The organism is Helicovermis profundi (genome assembly GCF_033097505.1).
GTDB lineage: Bacteria > Bacillota > Clostridia > Peptostreptococcales > Acidaminobacteraceae > Helicovermis > Helicovermis profundi.
The window spans coordinates 2430868-2450741 of record NZ_AP028654.1; the positions used below are offsets into that span (position 1 = coordinate 2430868).

The 19874-nt window shown below is 29.8% G+C and carries 14 protein-coding genes; 3 read left to right on the plus strand and 11 right to left on the minus strand.

Translation table 11 applies throughout. The annotated features are described in order from the left end of the window. Window positions 1–144: 144 nt before the first annotated feature. Both AACH12_RS10905 and AACH12_RS10910 read right to left on the minus strand, forming a co-directional pair. A complete protein-coding gene (locus tag AACH12_RS10905; protein ID WP_463671022.1) occupies window positions 145–858 on the minus strand; it encodes a pseudouridine synthase in 714 nt (237 codons plus the stop codon). Between the two features lie 24 nt (window positions 859–882). Continuing rightward, a complete protein-coding gene (locus AACH12_RS10910; RefSeq protein ID WP_338535444.1) occupies window positions 883–2226 on the minus strand; it encodes an RsmB/NOP family class I SAM-dependent RNA methyltransferase in 1344 nt (447 codons plus the stop codon). Window positions 2227–2590: 364 nt separating this feature from the next. On the opposite strand from AACH12_RS10910, the gene fba reads away from it, so the two are divergent. Continuing rightward, window positions 2591–3520 (plus strand): class II fructose-1,6-bisphosphate aldolase, encoded by a 930-nt coding sequence (fba, locus tag AACH12_RS10915; RefSeq protein ID WP_338535445.1) that lies wholly within the window; start codon window positions 2591–2593, stop codon window positions 3518–3520. A gap of 649 nt (window positions 3521–4169) precedes the next feature. Here the strand turns inward: fba and abc-f are convergent. Beyond that, window positions 4170–6062, minus strand: coding sequence for a ribosomal protection-like ABC-F family protein (gene abc-f / locus AACH12_RS10920; protein ID WP_338535446.1), 1893 nt, complete (start codon window positions 6060–6062; stop codon window positions 4170–4172). 372 nt (window positions 6063–6434) lie between these two features. Between abc-f and ymfI the strand changes: the two genes are divergently transcribed. Next, window positions 6435–7178: an elongation factor P 5-aminopentanone reductase gene (gene ymfI / locus AACH12_RS10925; protein WP_338535447.1), complete on the plus strand. Its 744-nt coding sequence runs from the start codon at window positions 6435–6437 to the stop codon at window positions 7176–7178. Window positions 7179–7282: 104 nt separating this feature from the next. Here ymfI and AACH12_RS10930 read toward each other — a convergent pair whose 3' ends face one another. Then, the gene (locus tag AACH12_RS10930) at window positions 7283–8575 is read right to left on the minus strand and encodes a M18 family aminopeptidase (RefSeq protein WP_338535448.1); all 1293 of its coding nucleotides are present in this window, start codon (window positions 8573–8575) and stop codon (window positions 7283–7285) included. A gap of 143 nt (window positions 8576–8718) precedes the next feature. After that, window positions 8719–9087, minus strand: a complete 369-nt coding sequence (locus tag AACH12_RS10935) for a PilZ domain-containing protein (protein ID WP_338535449.1) — start codon at window positions 9085–9087, stop codon at window positions 8719–8721. Window positions 9088–9407: 320 nt separating this feature from the next. Between AACH12_RS10935 and AACH12_RS10940 the strand changes: the two genes are divergently transcribed. Then, window positions 9408–12722, plus strand: coding sequence for a stalk domain-containing protein (locus AACH12_RS10940; RefSeq protein WP_338535450.1), 3315 nt, complete (start codon window positions 9408–9410; stop codon window positions 12720–12722). Between the two features lie 136 nt (window positions 12723–12858). Here the strand turns inward: AACH12_RS10940 and AACH12_RS10945 are convergent, their stop codons facing one another. The 6 genes from AACH12_RS10945 to tig form a co-directional block, all read right to left on the minus strand. After that, entirely contained in the window at window positions 12859–13380 is a 522-nt protein-coding gene (locus AACH12_RS10945) for a peptidylprolyl isomerase (protein ID WP_338535451.1), read from the minus strand. A gap of 82 nt (window positions 13381–13462) precedes the next feature. After that, window positions 13463–14086, minus strand: a complete 624-nt coding sequence (gene yihA / locus AACH12_RS10950; protein ID WP_338535452.1) for a ribosome biogenesis GTP-binding protein YihA/YsxC — start codon at window positions 14084–14086, stop codon at window positions 13463–13465. Beyond that, the gene (gene lon / locus AACH12_RS10955; protein ID WP_338535453.1) at window positions 14070–16412 is read right to left on the minus strand and encodes an endopeptidase La; all 2343 of its coding nucleotides are present in this window, start codon (window positions 16410–16412) and stop codon (window positions 14070–14072) included. Before lon ends, yihA begins: the two co-directional genes overlap by 17 nt. A gap of 61 nt (window positions 16413–16473) precedes the next feature. After that, window positions 16474–17742 carry an ATP-dependent Clp protease ATP-binding subunit ClpX gene (gene clpX / locus AACH12_RS10960; RefSeq protein WP_338535454.1) on the minus strand — a complete coding sequence of 423 codons (1269 nt, stop codon included), beginning with the start codon at window positions 17740–17742 and terminating at the stop codon, window positions 16474–16476. A 16-nt stretch (window positions 17743–17758) separates the two neighbouring features. Continuing rightward, entirely contained in the window at window positions 17759–18340 is a 582-nt protein-coding gene (clpP, locus tag AACH12_RS10965) for an ATP-dependent Clp endopeptidase proteolytic subunit ClpP (RefSeq protein ID WP_338535455.1), read from the minus strand. Between the two features lie 12 nt (window positions 18341–18352). Then, window positions 18353–19639: a trigger factor gene (gene tig, locus AACH12_RS10970; RefSeq protein ID WP_338535456.1), complete on the minus strand. Its 1287-nt coding sequence runs from the start codon at window positions 19637–19639 to the stop codon at window positions 18353–18355. Window positions 19640–19874 lie beyond the last annotated feature (235 nt).

Here is a 19874-nt window from a genome sequence, read left to right on the forward strand (position 1 = left end):
TCGCGACTATTTAACATATGTATATATTGTTATTGCAAAATTCATGCCATTTATAAAAAGGCTATTTATCTACATTCTATTTAATAAATACAAAAAAAATTCTCAAATTAAGAATTTTTCGCAATTTGAGAATAATATATTCTGTTATTTATTAAGCAACTCCATCTCTTCTTCACTAATCTCTCTATACTCACCATTTTTTAGATTTTCATCTAACTCTAAATTCGCCATCTTGATTCTTTTTAAATATGTTACATGTTTTCCACTTGATTTAAACATTCTTTTTACTTGGTGATATTTGCCTTCTTCTATAGTTACATGAATTTCACTTTCATTTTCACCTGAATTAATTATATCAAGTATCGCAGGTTTTGTAATATATTCATCGTTGATATTAAGTCCCTTTTTAAATTCACTTACATCATTTTCATCTATTGGAGCATCAATTAAAGCATAATATGTTTTTGGAACATGCTTTTTTGGAGATAGTAAATTATAGCTAAATTTACCGTCATTCGTAATTAATAGTAGTCCTTCTGTATCTATATCAAGCCTTCCAACTGGAAAAGGATTAAAGCTTTTATAAAAATCATCTAGTAAGTCAATTACTGTTTCATATGAATTGTCTTTTGTGGCTGATACGACTCCAGCTGGCTTATTCATGATTAGGTATATATTCTTTTTATATATAATTCTTTCTCTAAATAATTCAACAAGGTCCTTTTCTATATCAACTTTTGTTGTAGCCGCTTTTACAACTTCTCCATTCACTTTAACATTTCCATATTTTAAGTATTTTTTTATTTCACTTCTTGAACCGTGTCCACTATTACTTATCATTTTATCGATTCTCATTATTGTCATAATTTTTCTCCTATTACTTTACTGCATTCGCCACGAAGCAGGATACATATTTTTAAGTGTATTTTTATTTATTTTTCCCCAACCAATTGGATATCCATCAACCAATATTAAATTAAGTCCATCCTCTCCACTAGCTTTTATAGTTTCGCATTTTAGGTACTTTATAACTTCTACAGACTCTGAAGGTAGATTAATAGTTCTTTTAACGTCTTCTTTTCTTAAACCCATTGCAAATGCCTGTGAAGGAACAAATCTTTTTTTCTTAATATCTCCAAGAAGCCATCCGCTCCTTGCTACTCTAATACCACTCGTATCAATTTTTATTTTTGGAAGCATATACAGTCTATCATTAATAATCTCAAATGTTCCTACAAATTTTGTATTTAAGTTGTTTTCCATAAATTTTTCAAAAATTTCAGGTGGTTTATTATCTAAATTAAGCTGATTAGTATTTTTTTCTATTTCCTTAATATCATGCTCATGAAAACTAGTTTTTCTTACATGTGCTAAAAAATGTCCTTCACCCTTAATTTTATGCGGCCAAAGTCTAGAGATTCCACCGGATATAACAAACCCTTCATATTGTTTGATATCAATAAAATTATAATCACCATGTTTTTTCATAAATATATTTATTGTATTTTCATTTTCTTCTATAGAAAATGTACAAGTCGAATATACAAGTTCACCGCCCTCTTTAAGTGATTCATCAATCACATCCATAATTTCAGACTGTAACTTGCTATATTTTTCAACTTCGTCAGTACTCCAATTTTTGTACATACTTTCATCTTTTCTAAACATCCCTTCACCAGAACATGGTGCATCTATCAAAATTTTATCAAATTTTTTCTTATATTTGTCAGTAATTTTATACTGATTTTCATTGATAACATACGCATTTTTTATACCTGCAAGTTCAATATTCTTTACTAGTGGCTTTATTCTTCCAGTAGATATATCATTTGTGATAATTACTCCTGTATTTTGAAGTTTACTTGCAATTTGAAGTGTTTTTCCACCAGGAGCTGCGCATAAATCAAGCACAATATCTCCCTTCTTAGGTGTAAGTTCATTAACGGGTGACATAGCAGAGGCTTCTTGTATATAAAAAAGTCCTGCATGATAATATGGATGTTTAGAGGGTCTCTCGCTATTTTCAAAATAAAATCCATCTTCTGACCATGGAATTTTCTTTAATTTAAAAGGAGAAATTTTTAGGAATTCTTCAACACTTATTTTTAAAGTATTTACTCGAAGTGAACTAATTTTTTCATCTTTATATGACTCTAAAAACTTGCTATATTCCTCTTTACTTAATTGTTTTCTTATTTTTTCTAAAAATTCTTCTTTTAGCTTCATTATTTTTTCCTTTATTTAATTAATTTTATTATAATAATTTCATTAAAGTGTCTATTATTCACATTTTCAGCGATTTTAGTAAAATGTCCCGCTATTGACAAAACACCTAAATATTCATATTATTTATATGTAAATAAATATTTTTAAACCTCTACGTTCTCAGTTAAGTTTATTATATTATTTTGGTACTGTCCATATCAATTAATATAATATTTATAGTACTTTTATGATTAATTTATGTTTTTAGGGTATATATCTAGAGTAATACTTAAACTAATTAGAGCACTATAGTATTAATACATCAAATGTATCGTCCATTCATTTGATAGCTGAAAAATTTTTATAATATAAGGAGGATTTTATTATGGCTTTAGTTACAACTACAGAAATGTTTAAAAAAGCTTACGAGGGTGGTTATGCAATCGGAGCATTCAATGTTAACAATATGGAAATTATCCAAGGAATTGTTGATGCAGCAAGAGAAGTAAATTCACCACTTATTTTACAAGTGTCAGCAGGTGCTAGAAAATATGCTAAACCAGCTTATTTAAAAAAATTAGTTGAAGCTGCTATTATTGATTCAGATGTTGATATTGCTCTTCATTTAGATCATGGAGATAGTTTTGAACTTTGTAAGCAATGTATTGATGATGGATTTACATCAGTTATGTTTGATGGTTCAGCTTTAGATTATGAAGAAAATATTAAAGTTACTAAACAAGTTGTTGAATATGCTCACGCTCATGGTGTTGTTGTTGAAGCAGAACTTGGAAAACTAGCTGGTGTTGAAGATGAAGTTAATGTTTCAGCTGAAGATGCAACTTATACTGATCCTGATCAAGCAGTTGATTTTGTAAAAAGAACTGGTGTTGATTCACTTGCTATCGCTATTGGTACAAGTCATGGAGCTTATAAATTCCAAGGTGAACCTAAACTTGATTACGAAAGACTTGAAAAAATCACTAATTTATTACCAAATTTCCCAATCGTTCTTCATGGAGCTTCTACTGTTATTCCTGAATTCGTTGAAATGTGTAATAAGTATGGTGGAGATATCCCAGGAGCTCAAGGTGTTCCAGAAGATATGTTAAGAAGAGCTGCTAAATTTGGAGTTTGTAAAATTAATATTGATACTGACCTTAGACTTGCTCTTACTGGTGCAATTAGAAAATATTTAGTTGAAAACCCTTCACAATTCGATCCTAGAAAATATTTAGGCGAAGGTAGAACTGCAATTAGAGAAATGGTTAAACATAAAATTGTTGACGTATTAGGATGCGACAATACTTTATAAATTTATAATAATTTTATTAAATCAAAACCTACTAAAATAAATTACTTTTATTTTAGTAGGTTTTATTTTTAAAAAAATGTTTGAAAAATAAAAGTGGGGGTATACATAGCATGAGAAGATAATTATCTTCTTGATAGGGTAGGTAGTAAAAGTTTAGAATTAAGAAGTTAGTGTTAAAAGTTTAAATTAGTTTTTAAGTTTATGGTTTAAAGATTTAGATTCAAAGAAATTTGTTTAAAGTTACAAGTACCATGTTTCAAGATTTACGAACAAGAACGTTGTTTCAAAGTTACAAGTACCGTGTTTCAAGATTTATGAATAAGAAGTTGCTTCAAATTTACAGTACTAAGTTTCAAGTTTTACGAATAAGAGATTTGTTTTAAAGATTTAGATTCATGTTTTAAAGATTTGATTAAGGTTTTAAGAAAAAAGAAGTAAATGTATGTTAGTTACTCTTTTACTAAACGATTTTGATTGGTTTTAAACGTTTTATGAAGTAGCATTAAGAAGATATTTGTGCATGAAGTATTGTACTACCCCCTATCCCATATAATAAGGCACACCTTTTGGTGTGCCTTTATTATATGGAATATTTATAATTAATATTTCTTATACTTTTGTAAAATACATTTAAATTCTTTTGATAATTTTATGCTTGATATTTCATCCATTCTATCATAAGTTCTTCAAATACGAGTTTTTCACTATTAATCTCATTTTGTATAGATATAAGTTTTTCAGAATTTGTGCTATTCTCTATCATTTCGTTTTCTAAATTTTTTATTTTATTTTCAATTTTTTCAATATTTATTTCAAGAAGCTGAATTTTCTTGCTATTTACGTTTTTATTATTTTTCACACTAGTAATTTTATTAATTTTCTTATTTTGTTTTTTTTCTTTAACAACTTTATTTTTTTGCTTTTCAATATTTTTTAATTTTTCACTGCGATAATACTCATAATCTCCATTAAAAGAATTCAACTTATAATTATCAATTTCAATTATTTTATTTGCTAATTTATTAATGAAGTATCTATCGTGCGATATGAAAAAGAGCGTTCCATTAAATTTCATAAGAGCATTTTCAATCATTTCTCTTGACTCTATATCAACGTGATTTGTTGGCTCATCTAGCACTAAAAAATTAATTTCTTTCTCCATCATAATACATAAAGATAGTCTTACTTTTTCTCCACCAGATAAATTTTCTATTTTTTTAAACACATCTTCCCCGTAAAATAAAAAACGTGCAAGTTTATGTCTTGCTTCAAATTCAGAAAGTAAACATTTTTCTTTAAATGTATCTAATATATTTTTTTTAGGTTCATCAAATTTTATCTCTTGCTCCATATATCCTATATTTACGCTTTTTGATAATTTAATTTTTTCATTTTTTCCATTTACTAAATTCATTACTTCTTTTATAAGTGTAGACTTACCTGAACCGTTTTTCCCAAGTAAAGCAACATAATCTTTATATTTTATATTCATATTTGCATTTTTAAATATAATTTTTTTATCGAATGATTTATTATAAGCTTCTACTTCGAGTACGTCTTTTCCTGAGCGTTCACTTTCATTAAATTCTAAAGCAATTTTTTTATTATTTATTTTCGGTTTGTTGACTTTATCCATTTTTTCAATTCGCTTTTGCATATTTCTAGCTTTTACAAACATTTGTTCATTATCAGCTCTTGTTCCCCAGTCTTTAAAGCGTTTTATGGCATCTTCCATATCTTTAATTTTCTTTTGTTGCAATTCATATTTTTCTATTTGTTCAAGTGTTCTTCTCTCTTTTTCGTTTATATAGTAACTATAATTTCCTAAATATTTATATGCTTCTCCATTTTCTATTTCATAAATTTCGCTAACTGCTTTATCCAAAAAATATCTATCATGAGATATAATAATAACACTTCCATCATACTCAATTAAATAATCTTCAAGCCACTCAACAGACTCAATATCTAAGTGATTGCTTGGTTCATCTAAAAGAAGTATTTGTGGTTTTTCTAAAAGTATTTTTGCAAGAATTACCCTCGTTTTTTCTCCACCTGATAGTATTTCAAAATCCATATTCAAAAAATCTTTTGTGAATTTAAATCCAGAGCATATTTTTTCTATTTGCTCATGTACTCTATATCCACCAGTTCTTTCAAATTCAAGTTGCTTTTCACCGTATTCTTTAAGCAATTTGTCATAATCACTACTATTTTTTGAAAGTTCCATTTCTATTTTTTTTAATTCATTATCTATCTCAAATACTTTTTTAAAGGCTAGTCTAAGCACATCCAATACTTTATGGTTTTCAAAACTTGGAATTTGATCTAAATAACCAACATTTACTCCATTTCTAAGCGCTATTATTCCATCATCTGCTGAAATAATACCAGCAATAATTTTAAATATAGTAGTCTTTCCGCACCCATTTCTTCCTATCAACCCTATTCTTGCTCCTCTATGTAGTTCAAAACTAATTGAGCTAAATATTTCATTTGCTCCAAAAGATTTTTTTAAATTTTTTATCGATAATTCAATCATATTGCCTCCAAAATTGTAATTCTACTTCCTTTAAAATAATTTTATCATCTTATATACAATGTATCCATATCAAACGTATTAAATAATTATTACACACCTTATTCTAAATCTAAATAATATAAGTACAAATAATTAAATATAAATGAATTTCTTGGATTCAAAGGGAGTTTTTATTCCCACTGAATCTTAGAAAACATAATCCAGGGCTTTTTTAGAGTTCTTTATACCCCACTTTTATGAAGTGGGGGTATTAGAACTCTAAGGCATCGGATAAGAATATAAAATTTGAAAATTGATATGCTTCTTCCTATAGTGTATTATTGTTATTATAAGATTTTACTGTTATTTTAAATCTAAACAGGAGGAAAGAATTTGAATAAAATAAATAAAACTGTTATCATAACAGGCGCTTCAAATGGGATTGGAAAAGAAATGGCTATACTATTTGCTAAATGCGGATTTAACGTACTTATTAATTATTTCACGTCTAAATTTAAAGCTAGAGAATTATTTAACGAATTGATATCTCAAGGATATAATGTAAGAATATTTAAAGCTGATGTATCCAAAAGAAATGAAGTTGACTCAATGATTGATTATTGTATAGATGAATTTGGAAGAATAGATGTACTTATTAATAACGCCGGTATAGCTGAATCAAAATTATTTACAGATATTACTGAAAATGATTGGGATAGAATGTTTGATATAAATTTAAAGGGCGTTTTTAATTCCACTCAAAGTGCTTTAAGATATATCCTTCCTAAAAAGCAAGGAAAAATTATAAATATTTCTTCTATTTGGGGAATGGTAGGAGCATCAATGGAAGTTCATTATTCGACTTCTAAAGCTGCTATAATTGGCTTTACAAAAGCTTTAGCTAAAGAACTTGGACCTTCAAATATAAAAGTTAACTGTATAGCACCAGGTGTAATTAACACATCAATGCTTGATGATTATAGCACAGATGATATTAATTACTTAAAAGAACAAACACCACTTGGAAAGTTAGGTAAACCCTCTGACATTGCAAAATTAGCTCTTTTTCTTGCAAAAGAAGGTGGTGACTTTATTACCGGCCAAGTTATATCTCCAAATGGAGGCTTTGTAATTTAATTTAGCAATAAAAACCGACCTCCTAAATTAGATTTTAATCTATTTTTTAGAGGTCGGTTAATTTTTTTATCAGATTATTGTTTTTCCTAGTATTTTATCAATTTTTAAAGTTCAAAAAATGTTTTAAAGATTTTAATTGATTCTATCAAATCTTTCGCTCCCATAAGTTCTCTAGCTGAATGCATAGACAACATAGGCAGACCCACATCTATTGTTTTAATAGGTAAATACTTGCCAGCAATTGGTCCAAGTGTTTTCCCACCAGGCTCATCTGAACGATTAACGAATTTTTGAAATGGAACATCTGCTTTTTCACATATCTGCGAAAATATTGCAGAACTTATGCTATCAGTAGCATAACTTTGCTTAGCACTTACTTTTACAGCAATTCCTGAATTTACAAGAGGAAAATTTGTAATATCATTTTTTTCTATAACATTTGGATGTACAGCATGTGCACCATCAGCAGAAATCATAAATGATTTATTAAACAAATTATATTTGTCCTCTTCTTTTACTTCAAGAGCCAAAAGAATTCTCTCAACAATTTGCCTAAAAATCGTACTATCTGCTCCTTGCTTAGTTGTGCTACCAATTTCTTCATTATCAAAACCTACTGCAATATTTATTCCTTTTGAATTTTTACTATTTATTAATGCTTCAAATGAACTAAATACCATAGATAAGTTATCTATTCTAGGCGAAGAAATAAATTCTTCTGTTAAACCAACAGTTTCAGCTTTTTCTGTAACATATAAATACAAATCAAAATCCAAAATTTCATCAACTTCACATCCCGCCTGCTCAGCTAAAAGACCCATCAAATAATTCTTTGTTTCAAAATCTTTTTCTATAGTCTTCATTAAAGGTAGTAAGTCTTTTTGAGGATTTACCTCTACACCCTTATTTACCTTACGATTAAAATGTATAGCAAGGCTTGGAATAATAAGAAGTGGTTTTCTAAAATCAATTTCAACTATTTTAGGTTCAAAAATATTATCTGATTTTAATACTATTTGACCAGCAAGAGAAATTGGTCTATCAAACCAACTATTAAAAATTGGTCCTCCATAAACTTCTGTATTAAGTTTTAAATAACCCGAAGAATTAATTTCAGGATTTGGTTTGATTTTATAAGTTGGTGTATCCGTATGGGATGTAATGATTTTAAGTCCATCATTTACTGAAAATTCACTCCCCACTGAAAACGCTACTAAACTCGTACTATATGGTCTAATAAAATATTTATTTCCTTTTACTAGATTCCATTTCTTATTAAAATTTAGTTGCTCAAATCCATTATTTTTTAAAATATCTATACTATGACTAACAGCTTGTATTGGGGTAGTTGCAATATCTATGTAATTTACAAATTCTTTAACACTATTTTTTTTCATTTTTACCTCCATTGTATTTGTTATAAATCAATTTCAGTTTAACAAAGTCAATTAAGTAAGTCAATTATCAATATAATATTTTTTATACACATAATTTTAGTATTATTACTATTCTAATTTGCTATTACTTTTAGTGTTATATATTATTTTATTTTTCTAATAATTTCATTAATAAAAATAATATCATCACGTGTTAAATCTTCAAATTTTAATCCCACTTTAAATTTCGAGCTATTATCAGTAAGTTCATTAAATTTACACCATTTTACTTTTAAATTAAAATTTCTTGATACAGATTCATTATTCACTTTAATTCCTAGCATCATATCTCTTTTTAATTTTTTGTTACAATATATTCCAAGTCCTCCATAGGAAATGTCTGATACACTAATTAAACACGGCTGTTTTTTTATTAATATATCATCTTTTTTCTCACATTCGTAACTTAAAATATTTCTTTTATATTCATATCTTTTACGAACACGAAGTTCATCCTTTATATACTTATTCAAAATTTTCACCTCAATAACATTTAGCTTAACTTGTATGACAAGTTTGCATTATATGATATATATTATACCATAACATGATTGTAAATACCATTTGTGTAATTAACCTGTTTTTATGAATGAATTTTTTGACTTAATATGGAATTTTCACTCCATCTTAAGTCAAAAAAACTGGAATTCTCGCCTATTAAAGTTCTTTATTTTTACTTAAGGAGAAGGTTATTAGAGGACTAATGCATCGGTAAAATTTTATTTATGATATTTTTTTAAAATTTGGGGTATAAATGACTTATGAAAAATTTATTAAGAAAGGAGGAAAAATAATGTATAAGAAAAATTTCTACAAATTAATTTCAATAATTATGGTTTTAACTATGATACTTGGAACAATTCCTATTAATTCCTACGCATCAGAGAATTCTATAAACATTGTTATTGATGGAAGTGAAGTTGTATTTCCAGATACTAAACCAACCGTATTAGATGGGCGTACTTTAGTTCCAATAAGAGCTGTCGCTGAAACCCTTGGTGCTGAAGTCGTATGGAATGGGGAAACAAAAAATGTGTTAGTAAAACTTAATGACAATGTATTAAGTTTAGAGTTAAACAATAAAATTGCCACAAGAAATTCTACTGAAATTACTATGGACGTACCTGCTCAAGTCATAAATGGAAGAACAATGGTTCCTCTTAGAATGTTAGCTGAAGCATTTGGTGCAAAAGTTTCATGGAATGGTGATACTAGAACTGTTAATATTATTTCTGGAAATATGTCAGTAGCAATAACGCAGATAGAAAATATAGTTGAATACCTATTACCAAATAGCGAAAGTTATGATTGGAAAGCTGCGACTCTTGGTGATAAACTAACTGAAAAATCTATTTTGCGTACTGGTAAAGATAGCTCTGCACAAATAACATTTTCAGATGGAACAAATGTACTACTTGAAAAAAATACAACTGTTGCAATCAAAACTTTGACTTATGATACTTCAACTAAAATTCGAACAATAATTTTAGAAGTAACTGATGGAAAAGTATGGGCAAGTGTTATTAAACAAATTAAAGGTTCAAAATTTCAGATTATATCGGGAGATAAAACTGTAACTTCAACAGGTACTCAATTTGGTGTTTCAGCAAATAAAGTATCTGTAATTAGCGGTTCAGTCGTTAGTGAAGAAAAAGGCAAAAAAACTCCTGTTTCTACCGGTACAGAACTTAACGAATTAGGTGAAGTAGTATTAAAACCTAGTAAAATTATAAATTCCGATGCAGTCAAGAAATGGTCATCTAAGAAATTAGAAGAAAATCAATCTCGTATTGCTGATTCACAACTCGCAATGATAAAATTACTAGAAAAAGCACCAAAAGGTGATAAAATAGTAAAAAATGTTGAAAATGAACTTAATACTATTCAAGAAAAAGGCTTATTAAACCAATTTGAAATAAGACAAAATATGCCTATTACAGGACTACATCTTGATAATAAAGTCCAAGAAACATTTTTAAATTCTCAGGGAAAAGTAATTGATTTTTTCAATAAGAAAGTTGATGATTCTAAAACAAAAGATAATATACTAGCTAATCAACAAGGAATGATGGAACAATTTAGACAAACTTTATCAACAGCTAATATCAATAATTCAAATCAATCTGAAAACTACCAAAATTTAATTGATTTAGCTGGTAATTTTGAAGCAAATATACCAAAAGATATAATTATGTCAGAAGATAAAATTCCAAAAATTAATATACCTGATGACGCAATCAAAACTTCTATAAAAATTCTATCTGATTCAGATTTACCAGATGGAGTAGTTCTCCCTCCTGGATTAGTAATTGATAAGAATTTTATAATGCCTAAAGGAAGTATGCTTCCACCTGATTTTGTAATACCAGAGGGATTTAACTTGCCTGACGGAACTGTTATTCCAAATGGATTTAAAATTCCAGATGGATTTGTAATACCTGAAGGCGCAATACTTCCACAGAATTTTAAATTTGATCCTAATATGAAAGTACCAAAAGATATCGTATTTTCTAAAGGATTTGTACCACCAAAAGACTTTGTAATTCCTGAAGGTTCAAAATTGCCACCAGGTTTTGAATTAAAAGAAGGTATGACATTGCCACCATCATTTAAATTACCTCCTGGCATAAATATGCCAAAAGGGTTTGTATTACCTACAGATAGTACATTTACAAAAACACCTTTTAAAGATTTATTTAGCGGTGTAAAAGATAAAACTGGTTCCGAGTATATACCACCACCAGGATTTGTACCACCAGAAAATTGGACTCCGCCAGAAAATTGGAATCCAGAAGAATTAGACCCAAATACTCCTCCACCAGGCTGGGTTAAAATCGATAATCTAATTCCAAAAGATACATTTTTCGATGTTAAAACAGGCGAACAAGTTGCAAATGGTGGATTCAAGCCTCCTGAAGGTTTTGTTCCTCCTAAAGGTTTTATTCCTCCTCCTGGTTGGATTCCTCCAAAAGATTGGAAACCAAAAGATGGGGAATTACCTCCAGATTGGGAACTTATGCCTGAAGATTTTAAAGATTTAGATCCGAATTTTAAAAATAATTACAATCAAGGAGTTAAAGAAATCTTCGATGGAAATTTAACACCACATGATAACTTTAAACTTCCACCGGGAACACTTCCACCGAAAGATTTTAAACCACCTGAAAATTGGACTCCACCTGAAGGTTTTAAACCACCGATTGGATGGAAGCCACCTAAAGATTGGAAACTCGGAGATAATTGGACTCCGCCCGAAGGATTTTCATCAAACGATGATAAAAAACAAGCATTATCACCTGGTTGGATTAGAAAAGAAGATGGAACTCTAGCTCCTCCAGAAGATTTTAATCCACCAGATTGGTGGATTCCACCAAAAGATTGGAAAAAAGGAGACGCTTTGCCTGAAGGTTCTGCACCTTTTCAAAAAACTAATTTTAAAGTAGGCGAAGAACCTCCTAAAGGATGGGAACCTCCTAAAGGATTTATTCCTCCAGACGATTGGGTTGCTCCAGAAGGATGGGTTCCACCTAAAGATTGGAAGCCAAATGAAGGATTTATACCACCAGAAGGTTGGATCCCTCCTGAAAAAGATCAATTTTTCTATCCAGATAATAACTTTAAACCACCGGAAGGATTTAAACCTCCTGAAGGTTTTAAACCACCCGAAGGTTTTAAACCTCCTGAAGGATTTATTCCGCCAAAAGGTTATGTTCCTCCAAATAGCATTATGCCTCCATCTGATGGATTTAAACCACCTAATGGAAATATAACACCTCCTCCTGATGGATTTAAACCTCCGGACGGTAATATGCCTCCTCCTGATGGTTACAAACCTCCGGATGGCAATACTCCGCCTCCTGATGGTTACAAACCTCCGGACGGCAATATGCCGCCTCCTGATGGCTACAAACCTCCGGACGGCAATACGCCTCCTCCTGATGGTTACAAACCTCCGGACGGCAATATGCCTCCTCCTGATGGTTACAAACCTCCGGATGGTAATATGCCTCCTCCTGATGGTTACAAACCTCCGGACGGCAATATGCCTCCTCCTGATGGTTACAAACCTCCGGACGGCAATATGCCTCCTCCTCCTCCTCCTAATTAAATCAAAAAATACAAAAGTACTCTTTAAAAAGAGTACTTTTGTTTGTTCATTTTATTTACCCATATGCGATTAATTAGTGTTTTAAAAATATTACTCTATTTATTAAACTATATAGAATCATTAACTTATTATAAAATTAAACTGTTTCAGGTTCTTTATATTCCACGTCAAATGTTTCAACTGTCATCACTTCTATTTTTTTCTCTTCTACTGGTCTATCTGTTCTATCTACTTTTGTCTCAGCAATTTTATCAACTACATCCATTCCTTCAATTACTTTTCCAAAAGCTGCGTATGATCCATCTAGGTGTGGAGAATGTTTATGCATAATGAAAAATTGCGAACCAGCTGAATTTGGTGCAGCTGCTCTTGCCATTGAAAGTACTCCAGCTTCATGAACTAAATCATTTTTAAATCCGTTTGAACTAAATTCACCTTTTACGGCATATCCAGGTCCGCCCATTCCAGTTCCATCAGGACATCCACCTTGAATCATAAATCCTTTAATAACTCTATGGAATATTAATCCATTATAAAAACCTTTTTTAACTAAGCTAATATAATTATTAACTGTATTTGGTGCTATTTCAGGATATAATTCTGCTTTAATTATTTCACCTGAAGTCATCTTAATTGTAACTATTGGATTTTTATTCATTATTTTCTCCCTTCCGTTATATGCTGTTTTTTATAATATTATTTAGCTGTTATACCTTATTCTTTGAAATATTAAATTAAACCTACTTTTGTTGTTTTTCAAATTTAATGTCAAATTTATTAACTTCAAGAATTTCATTTATGACTTCCCAAACGTCATATTTCCCAGCTCTATTCATTGCCGATACCGGTACTAAAACATCTTCTTTCGACATTCCTAATTCTTTTTTAATCATAAATACATTCTTAGATAATTGACCTTTAGACAATTTGTCTGCCTTTGTTCCAATTATTATTCCATTAAATCCATATTCCTTTATCCAATTATACATTTCTTTATCTTCTTTTGTTGGTTTATGCCTTAAATCTACCAATTGAAAAACCTCAAGTAAATTTTCCCTTTTTGTTAAATACGTTTCTATTATAGTACCCCAAGTTGCCTTTTGCGCTTTAGAAACTTTAGCGTAGCCATAACCTGGTAGATCAACAAATGTTATTTTATCATCAATATTAAAAAAATTAATTAATTGTGTTTTTCCAGGTCTTGAACTTGTTTTTGCAAGGCTTTTTCTATTTATTAACATATTTAGAAGTGTAGATTTCCCAACATTGCTTCTTCCAACAAATGCAAATTCAGGAGGTATAATTTCTGGATACTGTTCATACTTTACTGCGCTCGTAATAAAACTACTATTTCCTATTTTCATTTTTATCAACCTTTACTAATGCATGTTTTAATACATCATCCATTGTTTTAGCAGGAATAAATTTAATTGCATCTTTTACTTCATCAGGAATATCTTCTAAATCTTTAAGATTATCAAATGGAAATATTATTGTTTTAATTCCCATTCTTTTTGCTGCAAGTGATTTTTCTTTTAATCCTCCAATTGGAAGTACTCTTCCTCTTAAAGTGATTTCACCTGTCATAGCAACATCTTTACTTACTGCTATTCCAGAAAGAGCTGATATAACTGCAGTAGCCATAGATATGCCTGCAGAAGGTCCATCTTTTGGTATTGCACCTTCTGGAATGTGTATATGAATATCTTTACTTTCATGGAAGTTTTCTTCAATACCATATTTTTTTGCTACTGTTCTAACATAAGTTAATCCTGTTCTAGCCGATTCCTTCATAACGTCGCCAAGTTGACCCGTAAGTACTAACTTTCCATTGCCTTTCATTGGTGATACTTCAATATATAGTGTAACACCGCCAACTGCTGTCCAGGCAAGACCAGTTACCATCCCAATCTGATTTTTTGAATTTTTTTTGTCATATGAATACTTAGACACACCAAGCGATTTATTTAAATTTTTTGAATTTACAAGTATTTTATCTTTTTTTGTTTCAACTATTTCAGCAGCTGTTTTTCTACAAACCGTAGCAATTTGTCTTTCAAGTTCACGCACTCCTGATTCTCTCGTGTATTCTGTTACAATTTTTGAAAGTGTAGGATCAGATAATTTAAGATTTTTGTCCGTTAAACCATGCTCTTTAAGCTGTTTTGGAAGCAAATATTTTCTTGCAATATTTACTTTTTCAAATTCTGTATATCCACTTACATTAATCACTTCCATTCTATCAAGAAGTGGTCTTGGAATTGTACTAAGGGAATTTGCTGTAGTTATAAACATAACTTTTGATAAATCAAATTCTACTTCCAAATAATGATCTTTAAAACTTTTGTTTTGCTCAGGATCTAAAACTTCTAGTAGAGCTGATGCAGGATCTCCTCTAAAATCACTAGCTAATTTATCAATTTCATCAAATAAGAAAACTGGATTCTTAGTACCTGCTTCTTTTATTCCGTTAATTATTCTACCAGGAAGAGCTCCTATATACGTTCTTCTATGACCTCTAATTTCTGCTTCATCTCTTACCCCACCAAGAGACATTCTCACAAACTTTCTATTAAGAGAACGTGCAATTGATTTTGCAACAGATGTCTTTCCAACTCCCGGAGGTCCTACAAGACAAATAATAGGTCCTTTCATACTCTTAGTTAATTCTCTAATAGCAAGATATTCTAAAACCCTTTCCTTTACTTCTTTAAGACCATAATGATCCTGATTTAAAATTTCTCTTGCTTTAGTAATATCAAGCGTATCCTTTGTTTGTTTGTTCCAAGGCAATTCTAAAATTGAACTAATATATGTTCTAATTACACCACTTTCTGCAGATGCTGGTGAAAGTCTAGCTAGTCTTTCAATTTCTTTATTAATTTTTTCTTTCACTTTTTTTGGTGCTTTTAATTTTCTAAGTTTTTCTTTTAATTCTATTATTTCATCATCAGGATTGTATTCTTCACCCAATTCTTCTTTTATTATCTTCATTTGTTCTCTTAAATAGTATTCTTTTTGCATTTTATTTATTTGACTTCTTACTTTTTCATTAATGTTTTTTTCAACTTCTAAGATTTCGATTTCACTAACTAAAATACTATATAAGGCTTCTAATCTAGCTTTAATACTAATAGCTTCAATTATCTGCTGTTTTTGTTCAATTTTTAACGTCATATTTGAAGCAATAACATCAGCAAGTCTTCCTGGTTCTTCTATTGAAGAAATAGAAATAAGTACGTCTGGAGAAGTTTTAGCACTTATAGAAATATATTTTTCAAAAGATGATAAAACAGTCCTTATAAGAGCCTCTACTTCTTTATCTTTTAAAGAAATGTCTTTATATACTCTTATATCTGCTTTAAAAAATGGAGTTTCTTGAACTAACTCTACAATCTCTGCTCTTTCAATTCCTTCAACAAGTACTCTAATAGCATCTCCAGGAAGTTTAAGCATTTGCTTAATTTTGCAAGTTGTTCCTACTCTATAAAAATCATCAATTGTCGGTGTATCAACGTTTATATCATGTTGAGTAGTTAAAAATATTAATTGATCATTTACCATAGCATCTTCCAATGCCTTAATTGATTTATCTCTTCCCACATCAAAATGTAATACCATATTAGGAAATACTAATAATCCCCTAAGTGGTATCAGTGGCATAGTTATATTTTTTTCACTATCTACCATATTTTCACTCCTTATATTATAAAAAACGAGCCCCTAAAAGACTCGCTTGTTTTAGTCTAAATTAAGACGCATTCTCTTTGTCTTTTCCTTTAGGTTTAACAAAATTTTTAAGAACCAATTTAGGCTCAGTTTTATTTTCAATCGTGTCTTTTGTTATAATACATTCTTTTATATCATCACGAGATGGTATTTCATACATAATATTTAGCATTGTATTTTCCAAAATACTTCTAAGGCCTCTTGCACCTGTTTTCTTTTCAATAGCTTTATTAGCTATTAACGATAATGCCTCGTCTTCAAACTCCAATTGAACACCATCTAATTCAAATAATTTTTTATATTGCTTTGTAAGTGCATTTCTAGGTTCTTTTAGAATTTTAAGTAGTGCTTTTTCATCAAGTTCATGAAGGGAAACTTCAACTGGAACTCTACCAATAAATTCTGGTATTAATCCAAATTTAAGAAGATCACCAGTTTCAAGTTTTTCAAGAAGCTTTCCAACTTCTAAATCTTTTTTGCTTTGCAAGTTTGATCCAAATCCCATTTCTTTTTTACCAATTCTCTTAGAAATGATTTTTTCAATCCCATCAAAAGCTCCACCACAAATAAATAGTATATTACTTGTATCTATCTGTATAAGTTCTTGATGTGGGTGCTTTCTTCCACCTTGAGGTGGAACACTTGCAACGGTTCCTTCTATTAATTTTAATAGCGCTTGCTGTACTCCTTCTCCACTAACATCTCTAGTGATTGAAGGATTCTCAGATCTTCTTGAAATTTTATCTATTTCGTCTATATAAATTATACCTGTCTGCGCTTTTTCTATGTCATAATCAGCAGCTTGTATAATTTTTAATAAAATATTTTCTACATCTTCACCAACATATCCCGCCTCAGTAAGTGATGTTGCATCTGCTATTGCAAATGGAACATTTAATATTTTAGCAAGAGTTTGTGCTAATAGAGTTTTACCAGAACCAGTTGGACCTAAAAGAAGTATATTACTCTTTTGAAGTTCAACATCTCCTGTTTTTATATCATTTTTAATCCTTTTATAATGATTATAAACTGCAACCGACAAGGTTCTTTTTGCTTTTTCTTGACCTATTACATACTCATCAAGTATTTTCTTAATCTCACTTGGTTTCGGCAAATTTGTTAAGCTTACATCTTCAAAATCATTCATTTCTTCAGAAATTATTTCTTCGCAAAGAGCAACACACTCATCACAAATGTAAACATTTGGTCCTGCAATTAATCTCTTAACTTGATTTTGGGACTTTCCACAAAATGAACAAGAAACTTGTTTTTTATCTTCAAATTTATTCATAGTAAACCTCTCTCTACTATCTAGAAGTAATGACTTTATCAATAAGTCCATAATCAGCAGCTTCACTAGCCGACATAAAATTATCTCTTTCTGTATCTTTAGATATAGTCTCTAACGGCTGACCAGTTCTTTCAGATAAAATTTCATTAAGAGTTTCTCTAATTTTTAATATTCTATCTGTGTGAATTTTTAAATCAGTTGCTTGTCCACGTGTTCCACCAAGTGGTTGGTGAATCATAATTTCTGAATTTGGAAGAGCATATCTTTTACCAATAGCTCCAGCTGTAAGTAAAAAAGCGCCCATACTTGCTGCCATTCCAATACAAATTGTAGATACATCAGGTTTTATATACTGCATAGTATCGTATATAGCCATACCAGCTGTAATTGAACCACCCGGGCTATTTATATACAAACTAATATCTTTATCTGGATCTTCAGATTCTAAAAATAACATTTGAGCCACAACTAAACTTGCTGTAGCATCATTAACTTCTTCGCCTAAAAATATAATTCTATCTTTTAATAGTCTTGAAAAAATATCATATGATCTTTCGCCTCTATTTGTTTGATCAACTACTACAGGAACTAATGCCATAGTTACCTCCTCTTACACTAATTTAGCGTTTTCAACCAAGAAATCAACTGTTTTTCTTGAAACAATTGAATCTTCAATATATGAGTAATCATCATTTTTAAATAATTTCTTAACTTCTTCCATAGTAGATTTTTGTGCATCTGCAATCTTTTGAAGTTCTTCATTAATTTCTGTCTCTTCAGCTTTAAAACCTTCAAGTTCAGCAACTTTTTCTAAAACTAATGCAGTTTTTACTCTAATAGCTGCATCATCTTTCATTTGATCTTTTAAAGCATCTAAACTACCACCTGTATACTGAACATATTGATCAAGTGAAATTCCTTGAGAACTTAATTGATAATCAAACTCTCTAAGCATACCACTAACTTCTGTATCGATCATAGCATCCGGAATGTCAGCTTTCATAGTATCGCTTACAGCATCTATAACTTTATCTCTTTGAGCTAATTTCGCATTTTTTTCTGCTGATTCTTGTAATTTAACTTTAATATCATTTTTAAGTTCTTCTAAAGTATCAAACTCAGAAGTATCTTTAGCAAATTCATCATCAAGTTCTGGAAGTTCTTTTACTTTAATACCCTTAACTTCAACATTAAAAACAGCTTCTTTTCCAGCTAAAGTTTTTTCTGAATAATCTTCAGGGAAAGTAACAACAACATCAACTTTACTATCTAATTTTGCACCAATTAATTGTTCTTCAAATCCTGGAATAAATGTTTTAGATCCAATTACCAATGTTTGATTAGTAGCAGTTCCACCTTCAAATTGCTCATGATTTACAAATCCAGCATAGTCAATAATAACACTATCACCATCTTGAACAGCTCTGTCTTCAACGCTAATTAATCTAGCACCCATATCTCTTGATTTCTCAAGTTCTTTATCAACATCTTCATCAGATACTTCAACTTTAATTTCTTCTACTTCAATACCTTTATATTCGCCTAATTCAACCTCTGGCTTAACAGTTACAACTGCTTCAATGATTATTTCTTTTTCAACATCTAATTCTTTTACATCAATATCAGGGCTATCTACTACATCAAGTTTTAATTCTTCAACAGCTTTAGAATACTCTTCAGGAAGCACTACATTAATAGCTTCTTCATAAAAAACTTCTACCCCGTATTGTGCTTCTATAATCTTTCTTGGTGCTTTTCCTTTTCTAAATCCTGGTATATTGAATTTTTTTCTTTCTTTTAAGTACGCTTTTTGAATAGCAACTTTGAACTCTTCTTTTGACACCTTAATTTCAATTGTAACTTTATTATTTTCTTTTGTTTTTAATGATGAACTCATTTTTTTCCTCCTAAAATATCAATATTTCAATTGCACACATGCAATTCTGTTCAATAACAATGACAAAGATGCCATTAAAACACCTCTATACTCTAACATATATTATAACACTAAAAATAATATGTAAACACTTTTTAAAGCAAATTCTTAATTTTTTCACACTTTTTTCACAAAAAGTACATATTTTCACCTTTTTTGTTGCTTTTTAAGCATTTTTTGCTATTTTTTTATATCC

Excerpts from the sequence above, each read along its gene's own strand:
- clpP (WP_338535455.1), bottom strand. The coding sequence starts at position 18,340 with ATGGCATTAGTTCCTGTAGTAGTTGATCAAACAAATAGAGGCGAAAGA.
- AACH12_RS10910 (WP_338535444.1), bottom strand. The coding sequence starts at position 2,226 with ATGAAGCTAAAAGAAGAATTTTTAGAAAAAATAAGAAAACAATTAAGT.
- AACH12_RS10940 (WP_338535450.1), top strand. The coding sequence starts at position 9,408 with ATGTATAAGAAAAATTTCTACAAATTAATTTCAATAATTATGGTTTTA.
- tig (WP_338535456.1), bottom strand. The coding sequence starts at position 19,639 with ATGAGTTCATCATTAAAAACAAAAGAAAATAATAAAGTTACAATTGAA.
- lon (WP_338535453.1), bottom strand. The coding sequence starts at position 16,412 with ATGGTAGATAGTGAAAAAAATATAACTATGCCACTGATACCACTTAGG.
- abc-f (WP_338535446.1), bottom strand. The coding sequence starts at position 6,062 with ATGATTGAATTATCGATAAAAAATTTAAAAAAATCTTTTGGAGCAAAT.
- AACH12_RS10945 (WP_338535451.1), bottom strand. The coding sequence starts at position 13,380 with ATGAATAAAAATCCAATAGTTACAATTAAGATGACTTCAGGTGAAATA.
- clpX (WP_338535454.1), bottom strand. The coding sequence starts at position 17,742 with ATGAATAAATTTGAAGATAAAAAACAAGTTTCTTGTTCATTTTGTGGA.
- AACH12_RS10930 (WP_338535448.1), bottom strand. The coding sequence starts at position 8,575 with ATGAAAAAAAATAGTGTTAAAGAATTTGTAAATTACATAGATATTGCA.
- yihA (WP_338535452.1), bottom strand. The coding sequence starts at position 14,086 with ATGAAAATAGGAAATAGTAGTTTTATTACGAGCGCAGTAAAGTATGAA.
- fba (WP_338535445.1), top strand. The coding sequence starts at position 2,591 with ATGGCTTTAGTTACAACTACAGAAATGTTTAAAAAAGCTTACGAGGGT.